At 61.6% G+C, this 25,175-nt stretch carries 30 protein-coding genes; 21 read left to right on the plus strand and 9 right to left on the minus strand.

The genetic code is table 11. The features are described from left to right. Positions 1-63: 63 nt before the first annotated feature. Positions 64-795 carry a glycosyltransferase gene (locus tag AC1RT2_RS21135; protein WP_493105057.1) on the plus strand — a complete coding sequence of 244 codons (732 nt, stop codon included), beginning with the start codon at positions 64-66 and terminating at the stop codon, positions 793-795. A gap of 32 nt (positions 796-827) precedes the next feature. Here the strand turns inward: AC1RT2_RS21135 and AC1RT2_RS21140 are convergent, their stop codons facing one another. Beyond that, complete coding sequence (locus AC1RT2_RS21140) at positions 828-1,940, minus strand: glycosyltransferase family 4 protein (protein WP_493105059.1); 1,113 nt, start codon at positions 1,938-1,940, stop codon at positions 828-830. Between the two features lie 150 nt (positions 1,941-2,090). Between AC1RT2_RS21140 and AC1RT2_RS21145 the strand changes: the two genes are divergently transcribed. Beyond that, entirely contained in the window at positions 2,091-3,221 is a 1,131-nt protein-coding gene (locus tag AC1RT2_RS21145) for a glycosyltransferase family 4 protein (RefSeq protein WP_493105061.1), read from the plus strand. A 1-nt stretch (position 3,222) separates the two neighbouring features. Next, positions 3,223-4,206, plus strand: coding sequence for a mitochondrial fission ELM1 family protein (locus AC1RT2_RS21150; protein ID WP_493105063.1), 984 nt, complete (start codon positions 3,223-3,225; stop codon positions 4,204-4,206). Here the strand turns inward: AC1RT2_RS21150 and AC1RT2_RS21155 are convergent. Continuing rightward, complete coding sequence (locus AC1RT2_RS21155) at positions 4,178-4,645, minus strand: Lrp/AsnC family transcriptional regulator (protein ID WP_069058117.1); 468 nt, start codon at positions 4,643-4,645, stop codon at positions 4,178-4,180. The two genes, AC1RT2_RS21150 and AC1RT2_RS21155, sit on opposite strands and share 29 nt — an antisense overlap. 247 nt (positions 4,646-4,892) lie before the next feature. Here AC1RT2_RS21155 and trxB point away from each other — a divergent pair, with 247 nt between their 5' ends. The 6 genes from trxB (at position 4,893) to AC1RT2_RS21185 (ending at position 10,358) form a co-directional block, all read left to right on the plus strand. Then, on the plus strand, positions 4,893-5,867 hold the full coding sequence (gene trxB, locus AC1RT2_RS21160; RefSeq protein WP_493105066.1) for a thioredoxin-disulfide reductase: 975 nt from the start codon (positions 4,893-4,895) through the stop codon (positions 5,865-5,867). A gap of 112 nt (positions 5,868-5,979) precedes the next feature. Continuing rightward, entirely contained in the window at positions 5,980-6,876 is an 897-nt protein-coding gene (locus AC1RT2_RS21165; protein WP_069058115.1) for a LysR family transcriptional regulator VtlR, read from the plus strand. 505 nt (positions 6,877-7,381) lie between these two features. Next, complete coding sequence (locus AC1RT2_RS21170; protein ID WP_493105068.1) at positions 7,382-7,687, plus strand: ArsR/SmtB family transcription factor; 306 nt, start codon at positions 7,382-7,384, stop codon at positions 7,685-7,687. A gap of 30 nt (positions 7,688-7,717) precedes the next feature. Next, positions 7,718-8,839: an alkene reductase gene (locus tag AC1RT2_RS21175; protein ID WP_493105070.1), complete on the plus strand. Its 1,122-nt coding sequence runs from the start codon at positions 7,718-7,720 to the stop codon at positions 8,837-8,839. Between the two features lie 51 nt (positions 8,840-8,890). Continuing rightward, positions 8,891-9,103: an Imm27 family immunity protein gene (locus tag AC1RT2_RS21180; protein ID WP_069058112.1), complete on the plus strand. Its 213-nt coding sequence runs from the start codon at positions 8,891-8,893 to the stop codon at positions 9,101-9,103. Positions 9,104-9,263: 160 nt separating this feature from the next. Next, positions 9,264-10,358, plus strand: a complete 1,095-nt coding sequence (locus tag AC1RT2_RS21185; RefSeq protein ID WP_493105073.1) for a calcium:cation antiporter — start codon at positions 9,264-9,266, stop codon at positions 10,356-10,358. 38 nt (positions 10,359-10,396) lie between these two features. On the opposite strand, the gene AC1RT2_RS21190 is transcribed toward AC1RT2_RS21185, so the two are convergent. Next, positions 10,397-10,648, minus strand: coding sequence for a hypothetical protein (locus AC1RT2_RS21190; protein WP_493105075.1), 252 nt, complete (start codon positions 10,646-10,648; stop codon positions 10,397-10,399). A gap of 123 nt (positions 10,649-10,771) precedes the next feature. Further along, complete coding sequence (locus AC1RT2_RS21195) at positions 10,772-11,974, minus strand: pyridoxal phosphate-dependent aminotransferase (protein WP_069061314.1); 1,203 nt, start codon at positions 11,972-11,974, stop codon at positions 10,772-10,774. Between the two features lie 325 nt (positions 11,975-12,299). On the opposite strand from AC1RT2_RS21195, the gene AC1RT2_RS21200 reads away from it, so the two are divergent. The 6 genes from AC1RT2_RS21200 to AC1RT2_RS21225 all read left to right on the plus strand — a co-directional run bounded on the left by AC1RT2_RS21200 (position 12,300) and on the right by AC1RT2_RS21225 (position 17,053). Beyond that, positions 12,300-13,208 (plus strand): EAL domain-containing protein, encoded by a 909-nt coding sequence (locus AC1RT2_RS21200; protein ID WP_493105077.1) that lies wholly within the window; start codon positions 12,300-12,302, stop codon positions 13,206-13,208. Between the two features lie 170 nt (positions 13,209-13,378). After that, positions 13,379-13,585 carry a hypothetical protein gene (locus AC1RT2_RS21205; RefSeq protein WP_069058108.1) on the plus strand — a complete coding sequence of 69 codons (207 nt, stop codon included), beginning with the start codon at positions 13,379-13,381 and terminating at the stop codon, positions 13,583-13,585. Positions 13,586-13,659: 74 nt separating this feature from the next. Then, a complete protein-coding gene (locus AC1RT2_RS21210) occupies positions 13,660-14,829 on the plus strand; it encodes a PQQ-dependent sugar dehydrogenase (RefSeq protein WP_493105079.1) in 1,170 nt (389 codons plus the stop codon). A 92-nt stretch (positions 14,830-14,921) separates the two neighbouring features. Further along, positions 14,922-15,824, plus strand: a complete 903-nt coding sequence (locus tag AC1RT2_RS21215; RefSeq protein ID WP_493105081.1) for a DMT family transporter — start codon at positions 14,922-14,924, stop codon at positions 15,822-15,824. 412 nt (positions 15,825-16,236) lie between these two features. Then, positions 16,237-16,452: a cold-shock protein gene (locus AC1RT2_RS21220; protein WP_069058105.1), complete on the plus strand. Its 216-nt coding sequence runs from the start codon at positions 16,237-16,239 to the stop codon at positions 16,450-16,452. Positions 16,453-16,588: 136 nt separating this feature from the next. Further along, positions 16,589-17,053, plus strand: coding sequence for a BA14K family protein (locus AC1RT2_RS21225; RefSeq protein ID WP_069058104.1), 465 nt, complete (start codon positions 16,589-16,591; stop codon positions 17,051-17,053). A 56-nt stretch (positions 17,054-17,109) separates the two neighbouring features. Here AC1RT2_RS21225 and AC1RT2_RS21230 read toward each other — a convergent pair whose 3' ends face one another. From AC1RT2_RS21230 to AC1RT2_RS21240, 3 genes are all read right to left on the minus strand, one after another. After that, positions 17,110-17,751, minus strand: a complete 642-nt coding sequence (locus tag AC1RT2_RS21230; RefSeq protein ID WP_150130014.1) for an MBL fold metallo-hydrolase — start codon at positions 17,749-17,751, stop codon at positions 17,110-17,112. A gap of 74 nt (positions 17,752-17,825) precedes the next feature. Continuing rightward, a complete protein-coding gene (locus AC1RT2_RS21235; RefSeq protein ID WP_171902374.1) occupies positions 17,826-17,990 on the minus strand; it encodes a hypothetical protein in 165 nt (54 codons plus the stop codon). 147 nt (positions 17,991-18,137) lie between these two features. Continuing rightward, on the minus strand, positions 18,138-18,596 hold the full coding sequence (locus tag AC1RT2_RS21240) for an Lrp/AsnC family transcriptional regulator (RefSeq protein ID WP_069058102.1): 459 nt from the start codon (positions 18,594-18,596) through the stop codon (positions 18,138-18,140). A gap of 130 nt (positions 18,597-18,726) precedes the next feature. Here AC1RT2_RS21240 and hppD point away from each other — a divergent pair, with 130 nt between their 5' ends. Both hppD and AC1RT2_RS21250 read left to right on the plus strand, forming a co-directional pair. Further along, a complete protein-coding gene (gene hppD / locus AC1RT2_RS21245; RefSeq protein WP_493105082.1) occupies positions 18,727-19,830 on the plus strand; it encodes a 4-hydroxyphenylpyruvate dioxygenase in 1,104 nt (367 codons plus the stop codon). Between the two features lie 245 nt (positions 19,831-20,075). After that, positions 20,076-20,345, plus strand: coding sequence for a hypothetical protein (locus AC1RT2_RS21250; RefSeq protein WP_160857185.1), 270 nt, complete (start codon positions 20,076-20,078; stop codon positions 20,343-20,345). Positions 20,346-20,403: 58 nt separating this feature from the next. On the opposite strand, the gene AC1RT2_RS21255 is transcribed toward AC1RT2_RS21250, so the two are convergent. Beyond that, positions 20,404-21,291 carry a branched-chain amino acid aminotransferase gene (locus AC1RT2_RS21255; protein WP_493105084.1) on the minus strand — a complete coding sequence of 296 codons (888 nt, stop codon included), beginning with the start codon at positions 21,289-21,291 and terminating at the stop codon, positions 20,404-20,406. 252 nt (positions 21,292-21,543) lie between these two features. On the opposite strand from AC1RT2_RS21255, the gene AC1RT2_RS21260 reads away from it, so the two are divergent. From AC1RT2_RS21260 to AC1RT2_RS21275, 4 genes are all read left to right on the plus strand, one after another. Continuing rightward, a complete protein-coding gene (locus tag AC1RT2_RS21260; protein ID WP_493105086.1) occupies positions 21,544-22,032 on the plus strand; it encodes a MarR family winged helix-turn-helix transcriptional regulator in 489 nt (162 codons plus the stop codon). Positions 22,033-22,055: 23 nt separating this feature from the next. Beyond that, a complete protein-coding gene (locus AC1RT2_RS21265; RefSeq protein WP_493105087.1) occupies positions 22,056-22,763 on the plus strand; it encodes a response regulator in 708 nt (235 codons plus the stop codon). A 67-nt stretch (positions 22,764-22,830) separates the two neighbouring features. Beyond that, positions 22,831-24,213: an ATP-binding protein gene (locus AC1RT2_RS21270; protein WP_493105088.1), complete on the plus strand. Its 1,383-nt coding sequence runs from the start codon at positions 22,831-22,833 to the stop codon at positions 24,211-24,213. Between the two features lie 19 nt (positions 24,214-24,232). Continuing rightward, positions 24,233-24,817 carry a DUF1349 domain-containing protein gene (locus AC1RT2_RS21275; protein WP_493105089.1) on the plus strand — a complete coding sequence of 195 codons (585 nt, stop codon included), beginning with the start codon at positions 24,233-24,235 and terminating at the stop codon, positions 24,815-24,817. Positions 24,818-24,827: 10 nt separating this feature from the next. Here the strand turns inward: AC1RT2_RS21275 and AC1RT2_RS21280 are convergent, their stop codons facing one another. Next, positions 24,828-25,169: a tRNA-binding protein gene (locus AC1RT2_RS21280; protein ID WP_444796847.1), complete on the minus strand. Its 342-nt coding sequence runs from the start codon at positions 25,167-25,169 to the stop codon at positions 24,828-24,830. Positions 25,170-25,175 lie beyond the last annotated feature (6 nt).

Consider the following 25,175-nt stretch of genomic DNA (forward strand, 5'->3'; position numbering starts at 1 on the left):
AAACCAAGGTGACAGCAGTGAATTCTGACACCAAAATTGCAACAAGGCACGCCGGAACCCGTCATGAGTGAATATACGATAGTTTTAACGAGTTGCGGCCGCTTTGATCTACTGAAAGAGACACTAACTTCTTTGTTCAGCTCCTTGGATCAGCCGCCCGCTCGAACCATTGTCATTGAAGATACCGGAAATCCCGAAGTAGAAAATGTCGTTTCCGGCCTTAAATACGCAGTCGAGGTTGTCTTGAACAACCCGCAGCTGGGTCAAATGAAGGCGATCGACAAGGCCTACGCGCTGGTCAATACACCCTATATCTTTCATTGTGAAGATGACTGGGAATTCCTGCGCAGCGGCTTCGTCAAGGAATCGATTACGGTCCTGGAAGCGTGCCCGGACGCCAGCATGGTATGCCTGCGCCCCCGGCACGAACTCAACCCGCTGATCCGTGACATGCCCGAAATAGACGTGCGTGGCATTCGCTGCTTTTCGCAGGACCCAACGCGGCACCCGGAATATTTCAGCCATTCTTTCAATCCGGGAATGCGCCGTCTCAAGGACTATCAGCAACTCGGCCCGTATACGCCAAAGGGCAGAGAAGAAGACATCTCCTATCATTTCAAGAAGGCTGGGTTCAGAATCTACAATCTCGCCATACCGGCTGTTCAACACATTGGCGATGGCCGGCATGTTCACGATCCAACGCAGCCCAAAAGGGCCAGAAGCTTCTGGCCCAAACTTCGGCGTTCGATCAAGAAGCGTATCAAACGCCTGAATCGAAAGATCAGGGGCGAATAGTCAGAAATTGGGCACGCATTGCGGATGAAAGCTCATCCGGGACGCCGGGAAAGATCGCTCTCAAGGGTAGCGATCTGCTCGGGCCAGGTGAAGCGCTTCGCGAAGAGGGAAGCGGCCTCACCCATGGTGCGGCGATCCGTGTCGTTCGCCAGAAGCCTGTCGATGGCTTCTGTGATGGCTGAAGCATCCGCCCCATCGATCAACACCCCTGTCTGACCATCGAGGACCGCCTCTTCGGCACCGCCCGCCCGGCCACCGATGACAGGCAGGCCATGAAGCGCGGCCTCCAGATAAACCATCCCGAATGCTTCCTGCCGCGTGCCGATCCGGCGCGTCGGCATAACAAAAAGATCGGCGCTTTCATAAAGCGCAGATTTTTTTGAACCGCCTACAGGTCCGGCAAAGACGACATGTGCGTCCAGTTTATGCTGGATGACGAGTCCCTTGAGACGATCGAGGTCATCGCCCGCGCCAGCGATCACATATCGGAGCAAAGGATATCGCCCCACCAGTGTTGCCACCGCAGAAATCGTCAGGTCGATGCCTTTAAGCGGCTCCAGACGAGAGAGAGACAGCAGCCGCGGCGTCCCCTTTTCCCACAACCGTTCCGCCCACAACCGATCATCAGACGAACACGCATCGATCTCGCCGATGGGCGGCGCGCGCACGACGACGGTATCGGTTTTGACATATTGCCCAACGCGGTCGGCAGTGAAGCGCGAATTTGCAATCACCTTTGTCACACGGGACATGGCTGACGCGATGCGCCGCACCTTGGGCGCCGAGGGCTGTTCGGGGAACTCATTGCCATGCGCATAACAGACGATGGCCGCGTCGCCGGTCGATGCGCCGCTGCGCACCAGCGTTTCGACACTCTTCCAGCTATCGGCCAGCACCGCTTGGGCGGTTCCCGTTGACAGAAGGTGGCGCAACGCTTTGGCCTTGCGCCACCGGCGCAAGGGCTTCCAGCCGCCGAAATAGCGCACCGACCCAAAACGCCCGCTGTCATCGACGCGTCCCTTGTGCCCATCGGCCAGCACGACGACTTCGTGCCCGCGCGCCTGGAGTGCCGCCGCCGCGCCACCCATCAAATTCTCGATTCCTCCGATCGCCGGGGGAAAGCACTGCGTGACGACCACTATCATTTTCATCATTTCTCGGGCAAAAGTCGCACTTCGGTCCGCAGGCGATACCTGTCTCGCAACCGGGAGAATACATGGCTCCTATGGACCGATATTCAAGCAGTGGCAAGAAACATGCATACATCTCAAAGTCTCCCGAAGCGGCCCGAAACCATGAAGGTCCTGCAACTTCTCCCGGCGCTGGGCGATGGCGGCGTGGAGCGTAGTGCGGTGGAAATGGCGGGCCATCTTGGCGCGCTCGGCCTGCCCAACTGGATTGCCAGTGCGGGTGGTCCCCTGGTGGCCGCGGCGGAAGCGGCCGGGGCGCGGCACGTCACCCTGCCTGTCGGGCGAAAATCGCTGTTCTCCGCCGTTTCGGCGGCGCGCGCCATCGCACGCCTAGTCGATCAGGAAGGCATCGACATCATCCACGCCCGCAGCCGTGTGCCGGCCTGGGTCGGGCTGTTGGCGCGTCGCCTTGCCCGAAAGCCGGTGCGCTTCGTCACGACCTTTCACGGCGTCTACGGCCACGGCAATGCCCTCAAGCGCTTCTACAATGGCGCCATGCTGCGCGCGCCGCTCGTCATCGCCAACTCGCAGTTCATTCGTCGCCATATCGTCGATGTCTACGGCTTCCCGGAGGCGCGCGTGATCGTCGCGCCGCGCGGTGTCGAACCTTCGCTCTTCGAACCTGCGGCCATTTCGGCCGAAACGCGGGCGGCGCTGCGTACAGAACTGGGCGCCGTGGGGAACGGGCCGCTGGTGGTGATGGTCGGCCGTATCACGCGCTGGAAGGGGCACGCTGTCCTTTTGGATGCCGTCTCCCGCCTCGGCAGACCGGACATTCGCCTCGCTTTCGCCGGAAGCGGCTCCGACACGCTGATTGCCGAATTGCAGCGCGAGGTGACGCGCCTCGGCCTCGATGGCCGCGTCGTCTTTGCCGGAAGCCGGCGGGATGTGCCGGCCATTCTCGCCGCTGCCGATCTCGCTATATCAGCCTCGACCGAGCCGGAAGCCTTCGGCCGGGCCGCCATCGAGGCGCAGGCAATGGGCACGCCGGTCATCGCCACCGATCATGGCGGCAGCCGCGAAACCGTCCTGCCGGGCGAAACCGGCTGGCTTGTGCCGCCCAGTGATGTTGCCGCCCTGGCAGCGGCCCTCGACGAGGGTCTCGCCGATCCGGGCCGACTGGCGGCGATGGGGCAGCGTGGCCGCCAGCATGTCTTGGCGAATTTCACGACGGCGCAAATGCTGGAGAAGGAATTCTCCGCCTATCAGAGGCTGATGGCGGAGCCACAGCGCTGAGATGGCGGCGAGCGCCCCTCCCAGCGTGTGGGTCCTGACGGACAGCAAGGCCGGCGACGAGCAGCCGCTGATCGGGCTTGCCGAAGCCATGGGCGCAACGCCCGTTCTGCGCCGCGTCGCACCGCGCCGCCCCTTCGCCTGGCTGATGCCCTGGGGGCCGATCGATCCCAAGGACGCACCGGAAAAGCCCGGTTCGCCGCTTGCACCACCGTTTCCGGATATCTGCCTTGCAACGGGCCGGCGGGCGGTGGCTTATCTCAGGACGCTGAAATCCCTGTCGCCGACCACGTTCTGCGTGCTCTTCAAGGATCCGCGCATGCGGCGGCACAAGGCGGATCTGCTCATCGTGCAGCAGCACGATGCACCCCGCGGCGAGAACGTGCTCGTCGTCACGACAGCCCCGAACCGGATGTCGCCAGACCGTCTGGAAACGGCGCGCCACGCAATGGCCGACAGGCTTGCCTCCCTGCCCCAGCCAAGGGTCGCCGTGCTCATCGGCGGCGACAGCCGGCATCACCAGTTTTCCGAGGACGATGTAAGACGTCTCCTCAACGGCCTCGAGGGGAAGCTGGATGCGGGAAACGCCTTGATGATCACGGCCTCGCGCCGGACGCCAGCACCGCTCACGGTAGCCCTTGCAGACCTCGCCAAGCGGCCGAACGTGCTCTTCTGGGATGGCACGGGCGACAATCCCTTGCTCGCCTATCTCGCATGGGCCGACGAGATCGTCGTCACGGCGGATTCGACCAACATGGTTGGCGAAGCCGCAGCGCTGAGCGTTCCCGTGCAGATTTTCCATCCCTCTGGCGGGCATGCGAAGATCGGCCGGTTCCTTGCGGCACTTTCGCAGGAGGCCGCCATTGGCCGCTTTCCCGAGGCGCCGGCCACCGGCCGGCACGCCCCGGTCAATTCGACACCGGGGCTCGCGCGCGACATCCTCGCGCGCTGGCAGGATGTCAGAGTTCGACCAGCCCGACCTTCTTGACCTGACGGATCGTCAGCATGGTGCGCACGGTATCGACCTGCGCATTGGCGGTCAGTTCTTCGATGACGAAGTCCTGGAAGCGGGTGAGGTTTTCGGCCACGCAATGCAGCAGGAAATCGCTGTCGCCGGAGACCATCCAGGCCTGGCGAACCATCGGCCATTCCGCCGTTGCGGCTGCAAAGGCCTTGAGGTTCGCCTCCGACTGGTGCTTGAGACCAACCATGCAGAAGGCGACGAGATCATAGCCGAGGGCCGGCGCGTTCAGCAGCGCGGTGTAGCCCTCGATAATGCCGGCCTCCTCCAGCTTGCGCACGCGGCGCAGACAGGGTGGTGCGGAAATGCCGGCGCGCGACGCAAGCTCCACATTGGTCATCCGGCCATCGGCCTGAAGCTCTTTCAGGATACGGATGTCGATGGCGTCGAGTTCGGCACGAAACATGGGAATTTACAGACCTTTCGGGAAGGCGACCGGAAGTGACCCGAATCGCCGCATCAGCGCAACATTGTTACTGCAAGAGGCACAAATATGTCACGCGGGATCGCTTGCCTGTTGGCAAAGCGCAGCGCGCACTTGAAACTCGGTGCACTCCCTTCATAAATGGATATTGAACAACGAACATTGGCCGAGCCATGCGCGGGATCGCGCGGTCGGCCCATTGGGGCCTGATGCCCCGGAAGGAACGACCATGTCCGCCCGCCACGTCAAGGTGCTGATCATAGGCTCCGGCCCCGCCGGCTACACCGCCGCCATCTATACCGCCCGCGCCATGCTGGAGCCCGTGCTGATCGCCGGCATGGAACAGGGCGGTCAGTTGATGATCACCACGGATGTGGAAAACTACCCGGGTTACGCCGATCCGGTTCAGGGCCCGTGGATGATGGAGCAGATGCTCAAGCAGGCCGAGCATGTCGGCGCCGAGATCGTCAACGACCTCGTCACCAATGTCGACATGAGCGTGCGCCCCTTCCGCATCTCCACCGACAGCGGCACGGAATGGACGGCCGATGCGCTGATCATCGCCACCGGCGCAAAGGCCAAATGGCTCGGCATCGAGACCGAGCACAAGTTCATGGGTTTTGGCGTGTCTGCCTGCGCCACCTGCGACGGCTTCTTCTACCGCAACAAGGACGTCATCGTCGTCGGCGGCGGCAACTCGGCCGTCGAGGAAGCGCTGTATCTTTCGAACCTCGCCAAGACCGTGACGGTCGTACACCGCCGCGACGGTTTCCGCGCGGAGAAGATTCTTCAGGAGCGCCTGTTCGCCAAGGAGAACGTCAAGATCGTCTGGGATCACGAAGTCGTCGAGTATCTCGGCACGGATCCCAAGCCGCCGATGCCGGCCTCGGTCAACGGCGTGAAGCTGCGCAACGTCAAGACCGGCGAGACGCGCGACGTCGCCATCGACGGCGTGTTCGTGGCGATCGGCCATGCGCCGGCGGTTGAACTGTTCAAGGGCAAGCTGCGCCAGAAGCCGAACGGCTATTTGTGGACGGCGGCCGATTCCACGGCGACGGACGTGCCGGGCGTTTTTGCCGCAGGCGACGTCACCGACGACATCTATCGCCAGGCGGTTACGGCCGCCGGCATGGGCTGCATGGCGGCCTTGGAAACCGAAAAATACCTTGCAGGTCATATGCCTGTCGCAATTGCGGCCGAGTAGAAGCCGCCAACAAAGGGCGGCGGCATCGTCCGACCGCCCACGTGGGAACAGCAAGATCAGCGACCAGGCGGGAAGCGAGCGCTCCCCGCCTCACAGACATATGGGGGATAGAATGGCGCTCGACTGGGACAAGCTGCGGATTTTTCATGCCGCGGCCGAGGCGGGCTCGTTCACGCATGCGGCGGACAAGCTGCATCTTTCGCAATCCGCCATCAGCCGTCAGGTGAGTGCGCTGGAGCAGGATGTCGGCATCAAGCTGTTTCACCGTCATGCCCGCGGCCTGATCCTCACCGAACAGGGCGAAATCCTCTATCGCACCGCGCACGACGTGCTGATGAAGCTGGAAAGCGTGCGTGTCCAGCTCACCGAAAACACCGAAAAGCCAAGCGGCAAGCTGCGCATCACCACCACGGTCGGTCTCGGCCAGGGCTGGCTGACCGACAAGGTACAGGAGTTCCTGGCGCTCTATCCCGACATGCAGGTGCAGCTCATCCTCGACAACGAGGAGCTGGACGTGAACATGCGCCATGCCGACTGCGCGATCCGGCTGCGGGAACCGCAGCAATCGGATCTCATCCAGCGCCGACTATTCACCGTGCACATGCATATCTATGCGGCCCCCTCCTACATCAACCGCTACGGCGAGCCGCAGTCGATCGACGATCTCGACAACCACAAGATCATCACCTTCGGCGAACCGGCCCCCAACTACCTGCTCGACGTCAACTGGCTGGAAATCGCCGGTCGTGATTCGGACAACCCCCGTCCGTCCGTCCTGCAGATCAACAGCCAGACCTCGATCAAGCGCGCCTGCCTGCTCGGCATCGGCGTCGCGATGTTGCCGGACTATATTGTCGGACGCGATCCGGGACTTCTACAGCTGCCCGTCAGTGCGGACATTCCCTCCTTCGACACCTATTTCTGCTATCCGAGCGAGATGAAGAACTCCGCCAAGCTCAAGGTTTTCAGGGATTTCATCGTCGCCAAGGCGCGCAACTGGAACTTCTGAAAAGGCCGTTTTCAAAGACCTGCGCTTCATGCATGGCTGGCATGCACATTGAATCATTGATGTATGCCCAAAAAACCATCATATCGCACGCAGCTGATGCATTTTGGTGGCTTTTTCCTCCCAGTGCCACCGCAGCAGCTGTTCCCCTCTGGAGGTTTTATTACCTTCAAAACTATAAAGGGCCCAAGTTCATCTTGCGGCCCTCTTTTTTTGCCTTTCGTTAACCAAGACAAAATTTTCAACATTTCCGCAAAACTTGGCACGCGCTTCTCTTGAAGAAATGCCGCCCCTCCCCCATATCTATTACAGCCAACGCACCTGCGGTCTTTCTCCTCCCAGTGCCGCGCGTTGGCTGTTCCCCTCTGGAGGTTTTTTGACCTTCAAACTTGCAGGGCCCAAGCTTCGCTTGTGGCCCTCTTTTTTTGCCGGCACCCCTTGTATCGGCTCTTAGCGAACCCAATATCGACGTTAACCGATATATCCATCGCCGGACCCCGATAGACAGATGACGACGCTCGACACCGACGAAATCCTGAAGGCCCTCGCCCATCCCAAGCGGATCGAGATCCTGGCCTGGCTGAAAGACCCGCAGGTCCATTTCGCCGGCCAGGAGCATCCGCTGGAATTCGGCGTCTGCGCCGGCCAGATCGAAAAGCGCTGCGAGCTTTCGCAGTCCACCGTTTCCGCCCACCTTGCCACCCTCCAGCGCGCCGGCCTCGTGACGACGCGCAAGGTCGGCCAGTGGGTGTTCTTCAAACGCGATGAAGACAAGATCGCGGCCTTTCTCCACCACATCAACCGCGCCCTCTAAGCGCACTCCCAGCCAGAAGAAGGACTATCCATGACCTCGCTCTTCGACCCTCTCAAGATCGGCGACATTCAGCTTGCCAACCGCATCGTCATGGCGCCGCTGACGCGCAACCGCTCCCCGGGTGCGGTACCGAACACGCTGAACGCGGCCTATTACGAGCAGCGCGCCTCGGCCGGCCTCCTGATCACTGAAGCAACCGCCATCTCCCACCAGGGCCAGGGCTATGCCGACGTGCCGGGCCTCTACAAGCCGGAAGCGCTTGAAGGCTGGAAGCAGGTCACCGACGCCGTGCACAAGGCCGGCGGCAAGATCGTCGTGCAGATGTGGCATGTCGGCCGGATCTCGCATGACACGCTGCAGCCGAACGGCGGCAAGCCGGTCGCTCCGTCGGCAATCCGCGCCAAGTCGAAGACTTACCTGATCAATGCCGATGGTACAGGCAGCTTCGCCGAGACCTCCGAGCCGCGCGCGCTGGAAAAGGACGAGCTTCCGGGCATCATCGAGGACTATCGCCGCGCCGCCCGCGCCGCCGTGGATGCCGGTTTCGACGGCGTCGAAATCCACGCCGCCAACGGCTACCTGCTCGACCAGTTCCTGCGTTCCGGTAGCAACGAGCGCACCGACGAATATGGCGGCTCGATCGAAAACCGCGCCCGCCTGCTTTTCCAGGTCGTCGATGCCATCACCAACGAGATCGGAGCCGGCCGCACCGCAATCCGCATCTCGCCGGTGACGCCGGCCAATGATTCCTCGGATCCGAGCCCGCAGCCGCTCTTCACCTATGTCGTGGAAGGCCTCGCCAAATACGACCTCGCCTATATCCATATCATCGAAGGCGCGACCGGCGGTCCGCGTGATCACCAGCAGGGCGACGCGCCGTTCGACTATGCGGCACTCCGCGCAGCCTATCAGGCCGCCGGCGGCAAGGCGGCCTGGATGGTCAACAACGGCTACAACCGCGAACTCGCCATCGACGCGGTGGAAGAAGGCAAGGCCGACCTCGTCGCCTTCGGCAAGCTCTTCATATCCAACCCGGACCTCGTGGAGCGCCTGAAGAACGACACCGTGCTGAACCCGCCGGACCAGGCCACCTTCTACGGCGGTGGCGCCAAGGGCTATACGGACTATCCGGCCCTGGAAAACGTCGCCTGATCAACTGCACGTCGGCAGTCGAGGCTTCCTCGACTGCCGACGAAAGCGGGAATGAATCGAGAAAGGGTGGCCGTCGTGAATGAGTACAATGGCGAAGAGGCGCTTTCGCGAATTCAAAGGTTGATTAAGACCGGGACGAACGCCGAGACGTGGGAAACAGAGTTCAGGGACGAAGCAACGGGCGAGACCTGGATTCTCGACTATCCCCACTCCGAACTGCATGGCGGCGGTAGCCCACGGTTGAGAAAGTCCGAGCAGAAATGAAGCCCCGGCTTTGCCTACATTTCCAGCCTCTATAAGGCGACTACGCCCATAGGGCCAAGTTGCCACCAAGCGCCCACGGTTTCCTCCGCCGTGGGCGTTTCCTTTTTGCAGGGCTCGGCTACATCTACCTGTAGACATCTGCCGAGGAGCCCGCCCGCCCATGCTCTCCAGCCTGCTGAAGGAACGTTTGCTGTTCGTCGGCCTTGCGGCGGCGATCGTCGCCTACGCGACGGAACACAGTTTGCTCGAGATGGGCCGCCTGCCGGTGCTGATCGCGGCCTTCGCGCTGGTCGCCGCGATCATCCTCGTCTCCACCCGCATCGCCCATCACGCGGAAATCCTCGCCTCCAAGGTCGGCGACCCCTATGGCACGATGATCCTGACGCTTGCCGCCGTTCTGGTAGAGGTCGTCGTGCTGGCGATCATGATGCAGGGCGAGACCTCGCCGACGCTGGTGCGCGACACGATCTATGCCGCCGTGATGCTGGACATCAACGGCATCCTCGGCCTAGCCGCACTGCTCGGCGGCATCCGCCATGGCGAGCAGCCCTACAACGACGATTCGGCAAGAACCTATGGCGTGATGATCCTCACGGCCATGGGCATTTCCATGGTCGTGCCGGAATTCGTGCCACGCGACAGCTGGCACGCCTATTCCGCCTTCACCATTGGCGCGATGATCGCGCTCTATGCCCTGTTCCTGCGCATGCAGGTGGGCGCGCACAGCTACTTCTTCAGCTACGCCTATCCCCGCGCCGAGCGGAAGGGGAGCCTGCCGAGCGAGGCACCGGACGAAAACGAACCGGCCAGCCTTTCTATCACCGTCATAATCGTTGGGGTGGTGTTGATCGGCGCTTTGGCGGAGGTCATGTCGGTGCTGCTAGGCGCCGGCCTCAAGGGCTCCGGCGCCCCACCGGCGCTGATGGCCGTGGTGGTGGCGGCGATTTCCGCAGCTCCGGAAATCCTGACGGCGATGCGGGCGGCGCTGGCCAACCGCATGCAGTCCGTCGTCAACATCGCCATGGGGGCTTCGCTCTCGACGGTCATCCTGACCGTGCCCGTCATGGAGGCGATCGCGCTCTATACCGGCCAGCCGTTCATCATGGCCATGTCGCCGGCCCAGACGGTCATGGTGGCCATCACGCTGATCGTTGCCGCGATCAACCTCAATGACGGCGAGACGAACGCGATCGAAGGCATGACGCACTTCATCCTCTTCGCCACGTTCATCATGCTGACCCTGATCGGGCTTTGACGTCGCGCAAACAGCAGCAAGCCTTTGCGCGGCCTGCGTCAGGGACGGTCATACACCCGGGTCACGCCCTTGTAATATTCGCCCGGATCGAAGCGTGTCGTGCGGGACTTCACGGGATTGTTGAAGAAGTAGTCGTAGAAGGACATGTAGCGCGGGCTATCGATGACCACGATGCTGCCGCGCGGCGCCTTGTCGCTCCGCTCTGCGTACCCGTCACCATCCGCAGCAAAAGCGGACGTCGCGGTGGCAAGGGCCGCCAGGGCGGAAATGAGGAGTGACTTGGTTTTCATGGTCCTACTCCGGTATTCATTGTCTCATCCACTATATCGGCACCGACAGCGGAAATTTCACGGGGCCGAAACAAAAAACCCGCCGTAACCGGCGGGTTTCGAGATCAGTGGTCGAACAGACGCTTATTTGCAGGCAGCGCAGAAGCGCTGGATGCGCTTGCCGGCTTCTTCCAGCTGGGCTTCCGAAGTGGCGTAGGAGATGCGGAAGTTCGGGCCGAGGCCGAAGGCCGAACCGTGCACGACGGCGACACCTTCCGATTCCAGCAGTTCCGACACGAAGTCCTCGTCCGTCTCGATGACCTTGCCCGACGGTGCGGTCTTGCCGATCAGGCCCTTGCAGGACGGATAGACGTAGAAAGCACCTTCCGGCGACGGGCACTCGATACCCTTGGCCTGGTTCAGCATGGAGACGATGAGGTCGCGGCGGCCTTCGAAGATCTTCTTGTTTTCCGGAATGAAGTCCTGCGTGCCGTTCAGTGCCTCGACGGCCGCCCACTGGGCAATCGAGCAGGCGCCGGAGGTCTGCTGGCCCTGGATCATGTCCATCGCCTTGATGAGGTTGAGCGGGCCGGCCGCATAACCGATACGCCAGCCGGTCATCGCATAGGCCTTCGAGACGCCGTTCATCGTCAGCGTGCGGTCGTAGAGGCCGGGCTCGACTTCGACCGGGGTGGCAAACTTGAAGTCGCCATAGGTCAGGTGCTCATACATGTCGTCCGTCAGCACCCAGACATGCGGATGGCGCATCAGGACGTCGGTCAGCGCCTTCAGCTCGTCATGGCTGTAGGCAGCGCCCGACGGGTTGGACGGCGAGTTGAAGATGAACCACTTGGTCTTCGGCGTGATCGCCTTTTCCAGGTCTTCGGCCTTCAGCTTGAACTTGTTTTCCTGCGTGGTGGCGACAAACACCGGCGTGCCGCCGCACAGCGACACCATTTCCGGGTAGGACACCCAGTAAGGTGTCGGAATAACGACTTCGTCGCCTGCATTCATCGTCGCCATGAACGCATTGAAAAGAATCTGCTTTCCACCGGTGCCGACGATCGTCTGCGCGGCCGTGTAGTCGAGACCGTTCTCGCGCTTGAACTTCTTGGCGATCGCCTCGCGAAGTTCCGGAATGCCGGAGACCGGTGTGTACTTCGTCTCGCCACGGTTGATCGCGTCGATCGCTGCCTGCTTGATATTGTCCGGCGTGTCGAAGTCCGGCTCGCCTGCGCCCAGCCCGATAACATCACGGCCTTTCGCTTTCAGCTCGCGCGCTTTCTGGGAAACGGCGATGGTGGCGGAAGGCTTCACACGGGAAAGAGCGTCGGCAAGAAAGGCCATGATGGAGATGTCCTCATCGGGTTCAAAGACGGCTTGACGCCATGGACCCGGAGCGCCGGGCTCCATAGCGGGTAGGTCTATGTCGAATGTGCGCCGGTCTTGCAAGCGCAAAGGCTGAAAAAAGCGGAAAAGCCGGGCGCGCGCGCTAAATTTCATGAACGACATCAGCGACGCGAATGGATCGCGGCAACGCATCGAACGCGATGCACGACAAAGTTGAGCAAATGCAAAACCGCTGAGATTTTTACGCGAAGGATTAAGCTGGCATTAACAGGTCACGCCTATGTTGCCATCGTCGGTGTCGTTCCAGCGGATGGTGCGCTGCATGAGCGAAAGAAGCATTTTTTCCAATCTCGTCCGCCAGGCGGACGGCGCCTTCAGTGCGGTCTATGGTCCGTACCTGCTGCAATCCGCCCTCCAGCCGATTTTTGCCGAATGGGCAGACGGCCGGTTGCAGATCGCCGTGGTGAAGGGCCTGATCCGCGCGAGCGCCAACGGCGCCCCCTGCTCCCCCACGGATTTTTTCCAGAGCGTACCGGAAGATGAGCGTGTCGCTGTCGATGGCCTCTGCCGCAGCCTGCATATCCTGAATGCCGGCGCCCTAGGCCGCCGCGACGTTTCCCTCATCGTCAATTTCCATCCCGGCCTCTACCTGACGCCGCATGCCGTCCGCCAGGAAGTCGAACGCCTGCGCCTTGCCGCGCACGAGGCCGGCCTGCCGACCGACCGCGTCGCCTGCGAGATCCGCGATCGCCCCTACGATGACCCGGACGTGCTGACGCATTTCGCAACCCGTCTGCATGACGGCGGCTTTTCCATCGCGATCGACGAATATACCGGCGAAGACCGCGACCTCGACCGGCTGGAACGACTGAGCCCGCAGTTCGTGACATTCGATACGGCGTGGCTGCGCGGTTTCGTCGAGAATTCCGCCGGCGTCGCCCTGCTGCGGGTGGTCATCGGCCAGTTTGGCCTCAAGGGAATCCGTACCATCGTCGCCGGCATCGAGGAGCCGGAAATGATCGCAGTGTGCCGCGACATGGGTGGCCCGTTGATGCAGGGCTATCTGCTATCCCGGCCGGAACTCGCACCGACGAGCTTCAATCTTACCTTCCCGGAACTGGAGGAAGAGCTCGTGCAAACGACCACCGAACCCGTCGGCACAGCCGGCTTCCTGCCGGTCGAAACCCGTGCGACGCGCCCCCTCCGCCAGTTCGGCAAGCGCGGCGTCTAAAGACGGCGGAACGAGGCGCTCTATTCGCCGGAACGCATTGAAAATCCGCCTTTTTTGACCTGCCTTCTTTCCGCCACAATAAATGTCGGCCCCTGCCGCAATTCCGTCCTTCTCGCGCCGACTTCGGCGGGCTTTTTCGTCATCACAAACGCAAAAGAGCAAGACAGGGAATGACGATGTTCTGGGATGACGACAAGGTCGGAAGCAAACGGAAAGCACGCGAGTCTCGCGCCATGTTCCTGATCGCCATGACGGCCCTCGCCGGCTGTGTTGCCATGGTCATCAGCCTCATGTCGCCGCCTGCAATCAATATCGACATGATCAAGACGTCCGGCATCGAGAAGACCAGCACTTCGCATGGTTCAACACAAAATTGATCCTGCCCTGCCGGCAACGCTCTTGAAAGCCGTTCGGCTCTGGGCCAGTTAACGGCATTGGACGGGAGACGACGATGCGGCAGGAAAAACAGCGCTTGAAGAACACTCTGATGCGCGCAACGGCGGTCCTCTTTCTCGCCTCGACGCTCGCAACCGCTTCGGCCAACGCCGAAACCCGCGAATTCCCCAGCAAAAAAGCAGCACTCATCGTCGAGACACTGGCGACCGGGCTCAACCAGCCCTGGTCCGTCGAAGCCCTGCCGGACGGCGCCTACCTCGTTTCGGAAAAAGGCGGCACGCTTCGCCTGGTGCGTGGCCACCATATCTCGGCGCCGATCAGCGGCGTGCCGGAGGTCGCAACGACCGGTCAGGGCGGCCTGCTCGATATCGCGCTGGCACCTGATTTTGCCAAAAGCCGAACGCTCTACCTGACCTATAGCGCCCGCGGCGACGGCGGCTCGGGCACGGCGGTCGCCAAGGCAAAACTATCCGTCGACGGCACGAAGCTCGAAGACACGACGCTCATCTTCCTGATGAGCCGCCTCACCCCGCGCGGCCAGCATTTCGGCTCGCGAATCGCAATCAGCAAAGACGGCAGCCTGTTCTTCGGTATCGGCGACCGGGGCGAAAGCGAGCGCGCGCAGGATTCGCGCGATCACGCCGGCGCCATCCTGCATATCAATCCGGACGGCAGCCCGCATGCCGACAATCCCTTCCTCGGTACCACCGATGGGTTGGCGGAAATCTGGTCGAAGGGACACCGCAACCCCCAGGGCCTGACCATCGACCCCAAGGACGACACGCTGCTTTCCGTCGAACACGGCGCACGCGGCGGCGACGAGGTTAACAATCCGCAACCCGGCCATAATTACGGCTGGCCGCTCGTCTCCTACGGCCGGCACTATTCCGGTGCGGAATTCGATCTCGGCTCCGCCGCTGAAGGCTACGAGCCACCCCTGTATTATTGGGACCCATCCATCGCCCCAAGCGCCATCGCCGTCTATCGCGGCGCGATGTTCCCGGAATGGGACGGCAACCTCATCGTCAGCGCCTTGAAATACCAGCTCGTTGCCCGCCTGGAACGCGATGACAGCGGCGCCATCATTTCTGAGGAACGGCTGTTCGACGGCGAACTTGGCCGCATCCGCGATGTGGTCGTGGCTCCTGATGGCGCGCTGCTGCTCTTGACCGACGATCCGAACGGTTCGTTGCTGCGCGTCTCGCGCGCGACAGCGACGGACTGACCCCGCCCGACTTGCTAAAAAAGAAACCGGCTGCTAGCAGGGCGGCAAGGCGCCTCCGCGCCTGATTTCCCCCCATTCGGGTCAAAAGAGACATGACGCGCGTTCAGGCGAACCTTCTCCTATTGCTGGCCGGCGCCATCTGGGGCGCGGGCTTCATCGCCCAGTCGACGGCGATGGAAACGCTCGGGCCGATCTGGTTCATCGGCCTGCGCTTTGCCGTCGCCACGCTTGTCGCCCTGCCGTTCGCGCTCTGGGAAAAATCGCGTGCAGATGGCCCGGTAAGGCCAAACGACATTGGCGGTTTCGTCCTGACCGGCCTCGCACTCTTTGCCGCCGCCGCCTTCCAGCAGGTCGGCCTCCTCACGACGACCGTCACGAATTCCGGCTTCCTCACCGGCCTCTATGTCGTCTTCACGCCCATCCTCACGGTGTTGCTGCTGCGCCGCCAGCCGCATTGGGTCATCTGGCCCGCTGCCTTGCTGGCGTCCTTCGGCATCTTCCTCCTGTCCGGCGGTACCTTCGCCGCGCTGACGCTCGGCGAGATGCTCACCATCGTCTGCGCTGTCCTGTGGTCCGTGCAGATGATCTGCGTCGGCGTCTTTTCCGGCCGGTCCGGCCGACCGGTGGCACTTTCTCTCATACAATTTTCGGTCTGCGCGGTGCTGGGCTGCGCGGCGGGCTTCCTGTTCGAACCCATCAGCCTTGCGGCGATCAAGGGCGCGCTGCCGGAGATCCTCTATGCCGGCTTCTTCTCGAGCGGCATGGCCTTCATTTTCCAGAACGTCGCCCAGCGTTATACGACGGCCCCGCAGGCCGCCATTTTCCTGTCCAGCGAGGCGCTCTTCGCCGCCCTCTTCGGCGTGCTCCTGCTTGGCGAAAAGATCAGCACTGCCGGCTATATCGGCTGCGCCATCATCTTCGTTGCAATGCTTGCCGTAGAACTCCTGCCGGCGTTGCTGCGCGGCCGGCGCGAAGGTACGCTTGCCGAAGTATGATGCCCACCGCGCTCCTGCCATGTCTTCGGCAGCGCAATATAAGTCATACCAGAGCGGTTAAGCCCCAGAGAATCTGCGGCAAATTTTGGCAATCGCCCGGAATTTGACCAAAGTGAGGCACACCCGAGTCGGGCCAAAACTTTTGCTTGCCAATTTAATATAAACGCATCACTCTTGCGCGGTTCGGGCAATTTGCGAACACGGGAAGACCTTAAATAAAAGCGCGCCGGAGACGCGAAATAATTCCGGGCAGCCAATATCCGGATGGCCCTTTGGACCATGCGGTTGGCTGGCTGCGGTGAAAACGGGACCCTTTCCTCAACCTCGAGAACTGCCTGCCTAACGCCCCTCGGGGCAAAACTGATATGCTGCCCGCCGCCAATTTACGGGCAGAGAGAAAAGGACCTGACGCATGGCCGAGACTGGCACTGTTAAATTCTTCAACACCGAGAAGGGCTTTGGCTTCATCAAGCCCGACAACGGTGGTGCGGACATCTTCGTACATATTTCTGCTGTACAGGCTTCCGGCCTGAACGGCCTTTCCGAAAACCAGAAGGTAAGCTTCGACACGGAACCCGATCGCCGCGGCAAAGGCCCGAAGGCGGTTAACCTGCAAATCGACGGTTGATCCGGCGCTTTCAGGATTTTCAAGTTGGAGCCCGGCAGCGATGCCGGGTTTTTTCGTTCAGCCTCCGTTCAGCCTTGTTCTTCTAGTTTGCTCCCGTCATCTACCGGCGTTGGGCCGGATCCAAAGGAACGACGTCATGAACAAAGTCATCAAGACAATCGTGTTGTCCCTTGCCGTCGCCGCCTCGACGCTTACCGCAACTGCGGGCGTCTCCGAAGCGCGCGATCGCAACCGTGACGGCTATTGGCGCGAAGGCGACGACTATCAGTATCGCAAGCCGCGCCGTCACCACCGCGACCGTGACCGTGACTATGGCCGCGATGCCGTTATCGGCGGCGCGCTCGGTCTCGCCACGGGCGTCATCATCGGCGGGGCGCTGGCCTCCCAGCCACGCTATGAAGAACGCCGCTATGTGGATCCGGATTATTATCCCGAGCCCGAGCCGCGCGTGATCTACCGCCGCCAGGTCGTCGCCCCGAGCTACGAGCCGTGGACCCAGTCCTGGTACGATTACTGCTCGCAGCGCTACCGCTCGTTCAACCCGAACACCGGCACCTTCGTCGGTTATGACGGCCGCGAGCACTTCTGCACCGCCGGCTAAGATAGAGCGGATCCAAATGAAAAGGCGGGTGCCTTGCGGCACCCGCCTTTTGTTGTTTAAAGCCCGCGCAGGAACGGATTGGTGCGCCGCTCTTCGCCGATCTTGCCGCCCGGCCCGTGGCCGCAGAGGAAGCCGACCTCGTCGCCAAGCGGAAACACCTTGTCGCGGATCGATTCCAGCAGTTGCTGGTGGTTGCCGCCCGGCAGGTCGGTACGCCCGATCGAGCCCTGGAAGAGCACGTCGCCGAGATGGGCAACGCCCTGCTTGCGGTGGAAGTAGATGACATGGCCGGGTGCGTGGCCGGGCGTGTGATATACTTCGAATTCATGATCGCCGAAGGAGACCTTGTCGCCGTCTTCGAGCCAGCGGTCCGGCACGACATTCATCACCTTCATCGGCACGCCGAACATCGAGGCCTGCGCCTCCAGCCGCTGGAGCAGCGAGAGGTCGTCCTTGTGCGGGCCGACGATCTCAAGCCCGAGCGCATCCTTCAGTTCCTTGGCGCCGCCGGCATGGTCGATATGGCCGTGGGTCAGCCAGATCGCCTTCAACGCAATGCCATTGTCCTTCACCGTCTGCAGGATCACCTCGACATCGCCGCCCGGGTCGACGACGACGCCCTCTTTCGTCTCCGTGTCGAAGAGAATGGTGCAATTCTGCTGGAAGGGGGTGACGGGAATGATGCCCGCCTGAAGCATGCCCATGGGGTCCTCGCTCGGTTGCCGCTTTGCGCCTGATATAGCCGCAAGAGCAAACGAAGACCAAGCGCGAACTAGCGCAGGCTTGCCATCTCCTGCGCCGGGCCGGTCGCAAGCGTTGGCGAAACGGTGGAGAAGAGCAGCGCGACGACGGCGATGTTGATCACGGCATAAAGATAGACCACGGGGCGCAGGCGCGCGGCGACCGGGTTCTGCTGGCTGGTGGCGTTCGGCTGCATCGTCCTGTTCCCTGATGTTTTCGGCCGCGACCCGCGTGGCCTCTTGTGGTGCTTGCTTGGCTCGTTTCTACAACGACACCAGAGTCCGGCATGTTCCGCCGGGAACAGGGCAAGGCGAGCGGGCTGTTGCCGAAACGCCACAGCTCGTCAGAGCGGCAGGGCCATCGTCTCCTTCAGCGTGTCGAGCACGATCGCCGTCTTCACATGCGAGACCGATTCATGCGGCAGCAGCACGTCGTTGACGAAAGCGGAGAGTGCCTTGAGGTTCGGCACCACGACCTTGATGATGTAGTCCATCTCCCCCGTCAGCGAGAACGCCTCCAGCACTTCCGGCAGGCTGGAGATCAGCTTGGCGAAGCGCACCGAATTGTCGCGGTTGTGCGTCGAGAGCGTCACCGTCACGACGATGACGATGCCGAGGTCGAGTTTTTCCCTGTCGAGTTCCGCCCGGTAGGCACGGATGATGCCCTCCTCCTCCAACCTTATGCGTCGGCGCGAACATTGCGAGGGCGAAAGATGGATGCGCTCCGACAGTTCGTTGTTCGTCAGGCGCGCATCCTGCTGCAAATGCACGAGGAGTTTACGGTCGAAATCATCCAACTGCATGAATTGCCCTCCAAAACATCTATCTGCGCACGAACATCGCATGGAATTGCCAAAAGACAACCACTATGCACGCACATTGCATGGCAAACGCGCCATACTTGCCTCAGATACCATTTGAGGAGGACGAACGATGGGCCCTTTCCCACATGATGCCCCGCCGGCAATGATCACCGCCGACAATCCGGCTGGCACCGACGGCTTCGAGTTCGTCGAGTTCGCCCATCCGGAGCCCGAGAAACTGGAAGAGCTGTTTGCCCGCATGGGCTACAGCAAGGTCGCGACGCATCGCACGAAGGCGATTTCGGTCTGGCGCCAGGGGGACATCAACTACGTCATCAATGCCGAGCCCGGCTCGCATGCCATGAAATTCGCCGATGTACACGGCCCATGCGCCGCCTCTATGGCCTGGCGCGTGGTCGATGCAAGGCATGCCTTCGAACATGCCCTCTCCAAGGGTGCCACGCCCTATGAAGGCGACGACAAGGCGCTCGACGTTCCCGCCATCGTCGGCATCGGCGGCTCGCTACTCTACTTCGTCGAAAAGTACGGTGCCAAGGGCTCGGCCTATGACGCCGAGTTCGAATGGACGGGCGCGCGCGATCCGAAGCCGCAGGGCGTCGGCTTCTATTACCTCGACCACCTCACCCACAATGTCTATCGCGGCAATATGGACAAGTGGTGGGATTTCTACCGCGAACTCTTCGCCTTCAAGCAGATCCACTTCTTCGACATTGACGGCCGCATCACCGGCCTCGTCTCGCGCGCAATCACGTCGGCCTGCGGCAAGATCCGCATTCCGCTGAACGAATCGAAGGACGAGACGAGCCAGATCGTCGAATACCTGAAGAAGTACAAGGGCGAAGGCATCCAGCACATCGCCGTCGGCACGGATGGCATCTACGACGCGACTGACAGGCTCGCCGACAACGGCGTGAAGTTCATGCCGGGCCCGCCGGACACCTATTACGACCGTTCCTATGTGCGCGTCGTCGGCCATGAAGAGCCGGTCGAACGCATGAAGAAGCACGGCATCCTGATCGATGGCGAAGGCGTCGTCGATGGCGGCATGACGAAGATCCTGCTTCAGATCTTCTCGAAAACCGTGATCGGGCCGATCTTCTTCGAGTTCATCCAGCGCAAGGGTGACGAAGGTTTTGGCGAGGGCAATTTCCGCGCGCTCTTCGAATCGATCGAGGAAGACCAGATCCGCCGGGGCGTCATCGCAGCAGAATAACAACCGCGGCAACCAAGCCACTGCGGGGAAGGAAGAGGCGGTCGCTCAGCGGCCGCCTCTTTTCGTTCAAAACTCCGGTGTACGGCGCACACGGGCAAATTGACTTATCCCAAATTTATCCGCACCTTGCGGGTGCCGAATTTTTCGGCAACGGGCGCGCGGGCTCCAGGCTGCGCCCCGGTAGTGAGGCAAGTGTCCTGCTCGGACCACTCTCTATTCCGGGCGGACCTTTCGGAGGGGAAGTCATGGAAGCATTGATGCCCATCATCACGCAGCTCATCGCGGGCGCGGTTGGCGGTAACGTCGCCGGAGCGGCCCTGAAACAGGCGGCTGTGAGCGTGATCGTCCGCACCATTGTCGGCGCCATCGGCGGTGTCGGCGGCGGCTTTCTCTTGCAGATGCTGGGCGGTGAAGCCGGCCTCTCAGGCCTCGTTGCCAACGGCATCGGCGGCCTCGTCGGCGGCGGCGTGCTGACGGCAATCGTCGGCGCCGTGCTCGGCAAGAAGCCTGCCTGAACGAAAAAAGGCGGCCCTCACGGGCCGCCCTATTCAACGGATAGCGCTTTCCGGCGGCTTATTCAGCAGCGGCCGCGACCGGATAGACTTCCTTCATGTAGTCATTCATCAGCGTCTCCGAGATGGTGCCCGGCGTGAAGCGGTACGGGCCGATTTCGGAAACCGGCGTCACTTCAGCGGCAGAGCCCGTCAGGAAGCACTCGGAGAAATCCGACAGCTCTTCCGGCATGATCACGCGTTCGACGATCTGATAGCCGCGGCGCTTGGCCAGCTCGATCACCGTGCGGCGGGTGATGCCGTCGAGGAAGCAATCCGGCACCGGCGTGTGGATGACGCCGTCCTTGACGAAGAAAACGTTGGCGCCCGTGGCTTCCGCCACCTGGCCGCGATAGTCGAGCATCAGCGCATCCGCATAGCCCTTGGCTTCGGCGGCATGCTTGGAGATCGTGCAGATCATGTAGAGGCCGGCGGCCTTCGACTTCGACGGTGCGGTCTTCGGGTCGGGGCGGCGGTATTCGGCGATGTCGAGGCGAATGCCCTTCAGCTTCTCGGTCGGATTGAAGTAGCTGCCCCACTGCCAGATGGCGATGGCGACGTTGATGCGGTTGTTCTGCGCCGAAACGCCCATCATTTCCGAGCCGCGCCAGGCGATCGGCCGCGCATAGGCTTCGGAGAAGCCCTGGCGCTTCAGAAGCTCGATGGTTGACGCGTCCAGCTCTTCCACGGAATAGGGAATCTTGAAGCCGAGGATTTCGGCCGAGGCGTGCAGGCGCTGGTTATGTTCGGTGAGCTTGAAGATGCGCCCGCCATAGGCGCGTTCGCCCTCAAACACGGCGCTCGCATAGTGCAGGCCATGCGTCAGCACGTGAATCTTGGCGTCCTTCCAGTCGACGAATTCGCCGTTGAACCAGATCTGTCCGTCCATTTGGTCAAAGGGAACTGCCATCGTATCATCCTCCGGCGCTCGCACGCCATTCTTTCTGTTGATTGTTTCGTCTGTTGCGGTCTAACCAGAAACAGGCGGGGTTACCTGAGCAAAAAGGTAGTCCAGATTGGGAATCGGGAAAATACCGGATATCAGCGCCCGGGACCGCAATTACGGCGGGACCCTAACAAGGGCGGAAAAATATGTCAACAAACCTGACATATCTTGCTATAAATTACGCGGGGACGGCGCAGCATGAAAGGAAATGACAACGTGGCCCGACAGATGCCGGACAAGAACGGCGCAAGCGAGCTGCACGCGGACGCCATGACAGGCGACGGCCGCATCGACTTCGAAATCATCGAGGGCCTGTTCTTCGCCTATCGCGACTTCATTTCCGATCCCGACGCGATCCTTGAAAAGAGCGGCTTCGGCCGCGCCCATCACCGCGTCGTGCACTTCGTCAACCGCGAACCCGGCATGACGGTCGCCGATCTCCTCGACACGCTGAAGATAACCAAGCAGAGCTTGGCGCGTGTCTTGAAGGAACTCATCGATTCCGGCTATATCCAGCAGGTGGCGGGGCCGGAGGATCGCCGTCAGCGCAAGCTCTATCCGACAAAAGCCGGGCGGGAACTTGCACTGGCACTCGCCGAGCCGCAATCCCGCCGCATCGCCCGTGCATTCGAAGAGATGAACGCAAGCGACCGCCGGGCGGTGATCCAGTTCCTCACCGGCATGCAGAACACAAAGATCGAATGACAGACTGACTGGAGGACAAGACGATGACCGCTGCCGGCGCGCCCTCCGACGACGCTTCCCACCTTCTCGTCGTCGATGACGACACCCGTATCCGCGAACTTCTGAACCGCTACCTGATGGAACAGGGTTTTCGCGTCACCGTCGCAGGCGACGCCGACGAGGCGCGGCGCAAGCTGCGCGGCCTCGATTTCGACCTCATCATCATGGACGTGATGATGCCCGGCGAAAGCGGCCTGTCGCTGACGAAGAGCCTGCGCGACATCCGCCCCGTGCCGATCCTGATGCTGACGGCGCTCGCCGAATCGAAAGCCCGCATCGAAGGTCTGGAGGCCGGCGCCGACGACTATCTGTCAAAGCCGTTCGAACCGCGCGAACTGGTGCTGCGCATCAACAACATCCTGAAGCGCAATGCCGCGCCCTCCGCGCCCAAGATCGAGCAGGTCATGTTCGGCCCCTACACGTTCTCCATCGTGCGCAAGGAGCTTAAACGCGGCGGCGACACCATCCGCCTGACGGACCGCGAACAGGAAATCATGCTGCTCTTTTCGTTGCGTGCCGGCGAGACGATTCCACGTCATGAACTGATCGGCGAAGAAACGGACGTCGGTGAACGTACTATCGACGTGCAGATCAACCGTTTGAGGCGTAAGATCGAAGAAGACCCTTCCAACCCGGTGTGGCTGCAGACCGTGCGCGGCATCGGTTATCGATTGAGCGTGGAGCAAGTCTGACCGTGTGCTGCCAACAACCATCCCAGGATAAGCCCATCGCGTCGTTCCACGCGGAAATGCCGGTGCTATGACCACCTTCGAGACATTCAAGCGCGATATCGAGCGCGCGCCAGCCCTTGGCTGGAAGCGTTTCGGCCGCTGGATGCGCCGGCAGCTGCCGACGGGCCTCTATGCCCGCTCGCTGCTCATCATCATCATCCCGATGGTGCTTCTCCAGTCGGTCGTTGCCTTCGTCTTCATGGAACGCCACTGGCAGCTCGTCACGCAGCGTCTTTCCACGGCCGTCACCCGCGACATCGCCGCCATTATCGACCTGATCGAAACCTATCCGCAGGACACCAACTATACCGAGATCGCCCGCATCGCGCGCGAACGGCTGGAGCTCAACGTCGCCATCGAGCCGGGCACAGAACTGCCGCCGCCGCGTTCAAAACCGTTCTTCAACATCCTCGACGAGATTCTCAGCGAAGAAATCGTCCGGCAGATCCGCCGACCCTTCTGGATCGACACGGTCGGCGAAAGCAATCTCGTCGAGATTCGCATCCTGCTCGACAACAAGATTCTCCGCGTCTACGCGCGGCGCAACCAGGCCTACGCCTCCAATACGCATATCTTCCTGCTCTGGATGGTCGGCACCTCGCTCGTGCTGATCGGCATCTCCATCCTGTTCCTGCGCGGCCAAATCCGCCCGATCCTGCATCTGGCGCAAGCGGCGGAAAGTTTTGGCAAGGGACAGAAGATGCGCGAGGATTTCGCGCCGCGGGGCGCCGATGAAGTGCGCCGCGCCGGCCTCGCCTTCATCCTGATGCGCGAGCGCATCGAACGCCAGATGGAGCAGCGTACCGCGATGCTCACCGGCGTCAGCCACGACCTGCGCACCATCCTTACCCGCTTCAAGCTGCAACTGGCGCTGGCCGGCGACAATCCGGACCTGCAAGGCCTCAACAAGGATGTCGAGGACATGCAGACCATGCTCGAAGGGTATCTCTCCTTCGCGCGCGGCGATGCGGAAGAGGATGTCGGCGAGCTGCGGCTTTCGAACCTGTTCGAGAAGTTTTCGCTGGAAGCGGAACTGCACGACCGCGCCTTCTCCAGCGACGTCGACGGCGAAGACCAGGTCATGGTGCGCCCGACCGCCTTCAGCCGCCTCGTCGGCAATCTGGTCTCCAATGCCATGCGCTATGCCAAGACCGTGCATGTCGAGGCGCGCCACCGCGCCAAGTGGCTGACGATCACGGTGGATGACGACGGGCCGGGCATTCCCGAGCGCTCGCGCGACGACGTCTTCAAGCCGTTTTTCCGCCTCGACGAAGCGCGCAATCTCGATGCGTCGGGCACCGGCCTTGGTCTGGCGATTGCCCGCGACATCGCGCGCAGCCACGGCGGCAATGTCACGCTCTCGGACAGCCCGATGGGCGGCCTGCGGGCAACGATCCGTATTCCTGCCTGATAATCGACGGGGTGAGCCGATGAACGACGAGCCCTTCAACGATATGGCCTGGCTCAACCCGCCGACGGCGACCTCGGTTCGCGATGGCCATCTGCATGTCCGCACAGGCCTCAAGACCGACTTCTGGCAGCGCACCTACTACGGCTTTCAGCCGGACAGCGGCCATTTCCTGCACCGGCAATGGACCGGTGACTTCACGCTGGAAACGACGTTTCGCGGCCAATACGAAACGCTCTACGATCAAGCGGGCCTGATGATCCGCCACGACGAAACAAGCTGGGTGAAGTGTGGCATCGAATACACCGATGGCGCGAAGCATTTCAGCGTCGTCGTGACGCGCGGCCATTCGGATTGGTCCGCCTTCCGCATCGATCACGATTTCGACCTGATTTCCGTGCGCGTCACCCGCAATGGCGACTCGCTTTTCATCCAGTATCGGACGGATGCCATGACCGAATGGCGCGTGGCCCGCCTCGCCTATTTCCCACCGGAACTTTTGGAGCTGTCCATCGGGCTGATGGCCTGTTCGCCCCAGCGTGAGGGTTTCGAAGCTGAATTCACCGACTTCCGGCTAGGGCCGCCGGTGTCGCGCGATATTCACTGACCTTTGCAGATCAGCACATCTTCTTGCCGTTCGGCACCGGGTGATCAACACCGGCGAGAACGATCGCACCAGCTTCATCCTCGAAACCAAGCGTCAGCACTTCCGAGCGCACCGGGCCGATCTGGCGGGGCGGAAAATTGACGACAGCGAGCACTTGGCGGCCGACAAGCTCTTCCAGCGTATAGTGCACGGTGATCTGCGCCGACGACTTCTTGGTGCCGATCTCGGGGCCGAAGTCGATCGTCAGCTTGTAGGCCGGCTTGCGCGCTTCCGGGAAGGGCAGCGCTTCGATGATGGTGCCGACGCGAATATCGACGCGTTCGAAATCGGCGTAGGTAATGGTTTCGGTCATGGAATA

Source organism: Shinella sp. GW821-FHT11G07 (assembly GCF_058808115.1).

Coding starts and splice junctions, on each gene's coding strand:
- AC1RT2_RS21240 (WP_069058102.1), bottom strand. CDS start 18,596: ATGCAGTTGGATGATTTCGACCGTAAACTCCTCGTGCATTTGCAGCAG.
- AC1RT2_RS21235 (WP_171902374.1), bottom strand. CDS start 17,990: ATGCAGCCGAACGCCACCAGCCAGCAGAACCCGGTCGCCGCGCGCCTG.
- AC1RT2_RS21265 (WP_493105087.1), top strand. CDS start 22,056: ATGACCGCTGCCGGCGCGCCCTCCGACGACGCTTCCCACCTTCTCGTC.
- AC1RT2_RS21205 (WP_069058108.1), top strand. CDS start 13,379: ATGACGATGTTCTGGGATGACGACAAGGTCGGAAGCAAACGGAAAGCA.
- AC1RT2_RS21150 (WP_493105063.1), top strand. CDS start 3,223: ATGGCGGCGAGCGCCCCTCCCAGCGTGTGGGTCCTGACGGACAGCAAG.
- AC1RT2_RS21230 (WP_150130014.1), bottom strand. CDS start 17,751: ATGCTTCAGGCGGGCATCATTCCCGTCACCCCCTTCCAGCAGAATTGC.
- AC1RT2_RS21200 (WP_493105077.1), top strand. CDS start 12,300: ATGAGCGAAAGAAGCATTTTTTCCAATCTCGTCCGCCAGGCGGACGGC.
- AC1RT2_RS21165 (WP_069058115.1), top strand. CDS start 5,980: ATGGCGCTCGACTGGGACAAGCTGCGGATTTTTCATGCCGCGGCCGAG.
- hppD (WP_493105082.1), top strand. CDS start 18,727: ATGGGCCCTTTCCCACATGATGCCCCGCCGGCAATGATCACCGCCGAC.
- trxB (WP_493105066.1), top strand. CDS start 4,893: ATGTCCGCCCGCCACGTCAAGGTGCTGATCATAGGCTCCGGCCCCGCC.
- AC1RT2_RS21220 (WP_069058105.1), top strand. CDS start 16,237: ATGGCCGAGACTGGCACTGTTAAATTCTTCAACACCGAGAAGGGCTTT.
- AC1RT2_RS21185 (WP_493105073.1), top strand. CDS start 9,264: ATGCTCTCCAGCCTGCTGAAGGAACGTTTGCTGTTCGTCGGCCTTGCG.
- AC1RT2_RS21155 (WP_069058117.1), bottom strand. CDS start 4,645: ATGTTTCGTGCCGAACTCGACGCCATCGACATCCGTATCCTGAAAGAG.
- AC1RT2_RS21210 (WP_493105079.1), top strand. CDS start 13,660: ATGCGGCAGGAAAAACAGCGCTTGAAGAACACTCTGATGCGCGCAACG.
- AC1RT2_RS21275 (WP_493105089.1), top strand. CDS start 24,233: ATGAACGACGAGCCCTTCAACGATATGGCCTGGCTCAACCCGCCGACG.
- AC1RT2_RS21175 (WP_493105070.1), top strand. CDS start 7,718: ATGACCTCGCTCTTCGACCCTCTCAAGATCGGCGACATTCAGCTTGCC.
- AC1RT2_RS21280 (WP_444796847.1), bottom strand. CDS start 25,169: ATGACCGAAACCATTACCTACGCCGATTTCGAACGCGTCGATATTCGC.
- AC1RT2_RS21190 (WP_493105075.1), bottom strand. CDS start 10,648: ATGAAAACCAAGTCACTCCTCATTTCCGCCCTGGCGGCCCTTGCCACC.
- AC1RT2_RS21180 (WP_069058112.1), top strand. CDS start 8,891: ATGAATCGAGAAAGGGTGGCCGTCGTGAATGAGTACAATGGCGAAGAG.
- AC1RT2_RS21195 (WP_069061314.1), bottom strand. CDS start 11,974: ATGGCCTTTCTTGCCGACGCTCTTTCCCGTGTGAAGCCTTCCGCCACC.
- AC1RT2_RS21250 (WP_160857185.1), top strand. CDS start 20,076: ATGGAAGCATTGATGCCCATCATCACGCAGCTCATCGCGGGCGCGGTT.
- AC1RT2_RS21270 (WP_493105088.1), top strand. CDS start 22,831: ATGACCACCTTCGAGACATTCAAGCGCGATATCGAGCGCGCGCCAGCC.
- AC1RT2_RS21135 (WP_493105057.1), top strand. CDS start 64: ATGAGTGAATATACGATAGTTTTAACGAGTTGCGGCCGCTTTGATCTA.
- AC1RT2_RS21215 (WP_493105081.1), top strand. CDS start 14,922: ATGACGCGCGTTCAGGCGAACCTTCTCCTATTGCTGGCCGGCGCCATC.
- AC1RT2_RS21145 (WP_493105061.1), top strand. CDS start 2,091: ATGAAGGTCCTGCAACTTCTCCCGGCGCTGGGCGATGGCGGCGTGGAG.
- AC1RT2_RS21170 (WP_493105068.1), top strand. CDS start 7,382: ATGACGACGCTCGACACCGACGAAATCCTGAAGGCCCTCGCCCATCCC.
- AC1RT2_RS21225 (WP_069058104.1), top strand. CDS start 16,589: ATGAACAAAGTCATCAAGACAATCGTGTTGTCCCTTGCCGTCGCCGCC.
- AC1RT2_RS21255 (WP_493105084.1), bottom strand. CDS start 21,291: ATGGCAGTTCCCTTTGACCAAATGGACGGACAGATCTGGTTCAACGGC.
- AC1RT2_RS21140 (WP_493105059.1), bottom strand. CDS start 1,940: ATGATAGTGGTCGTCACGCAGTGCTTTCCCCCGGCGATCGGAGGAATC.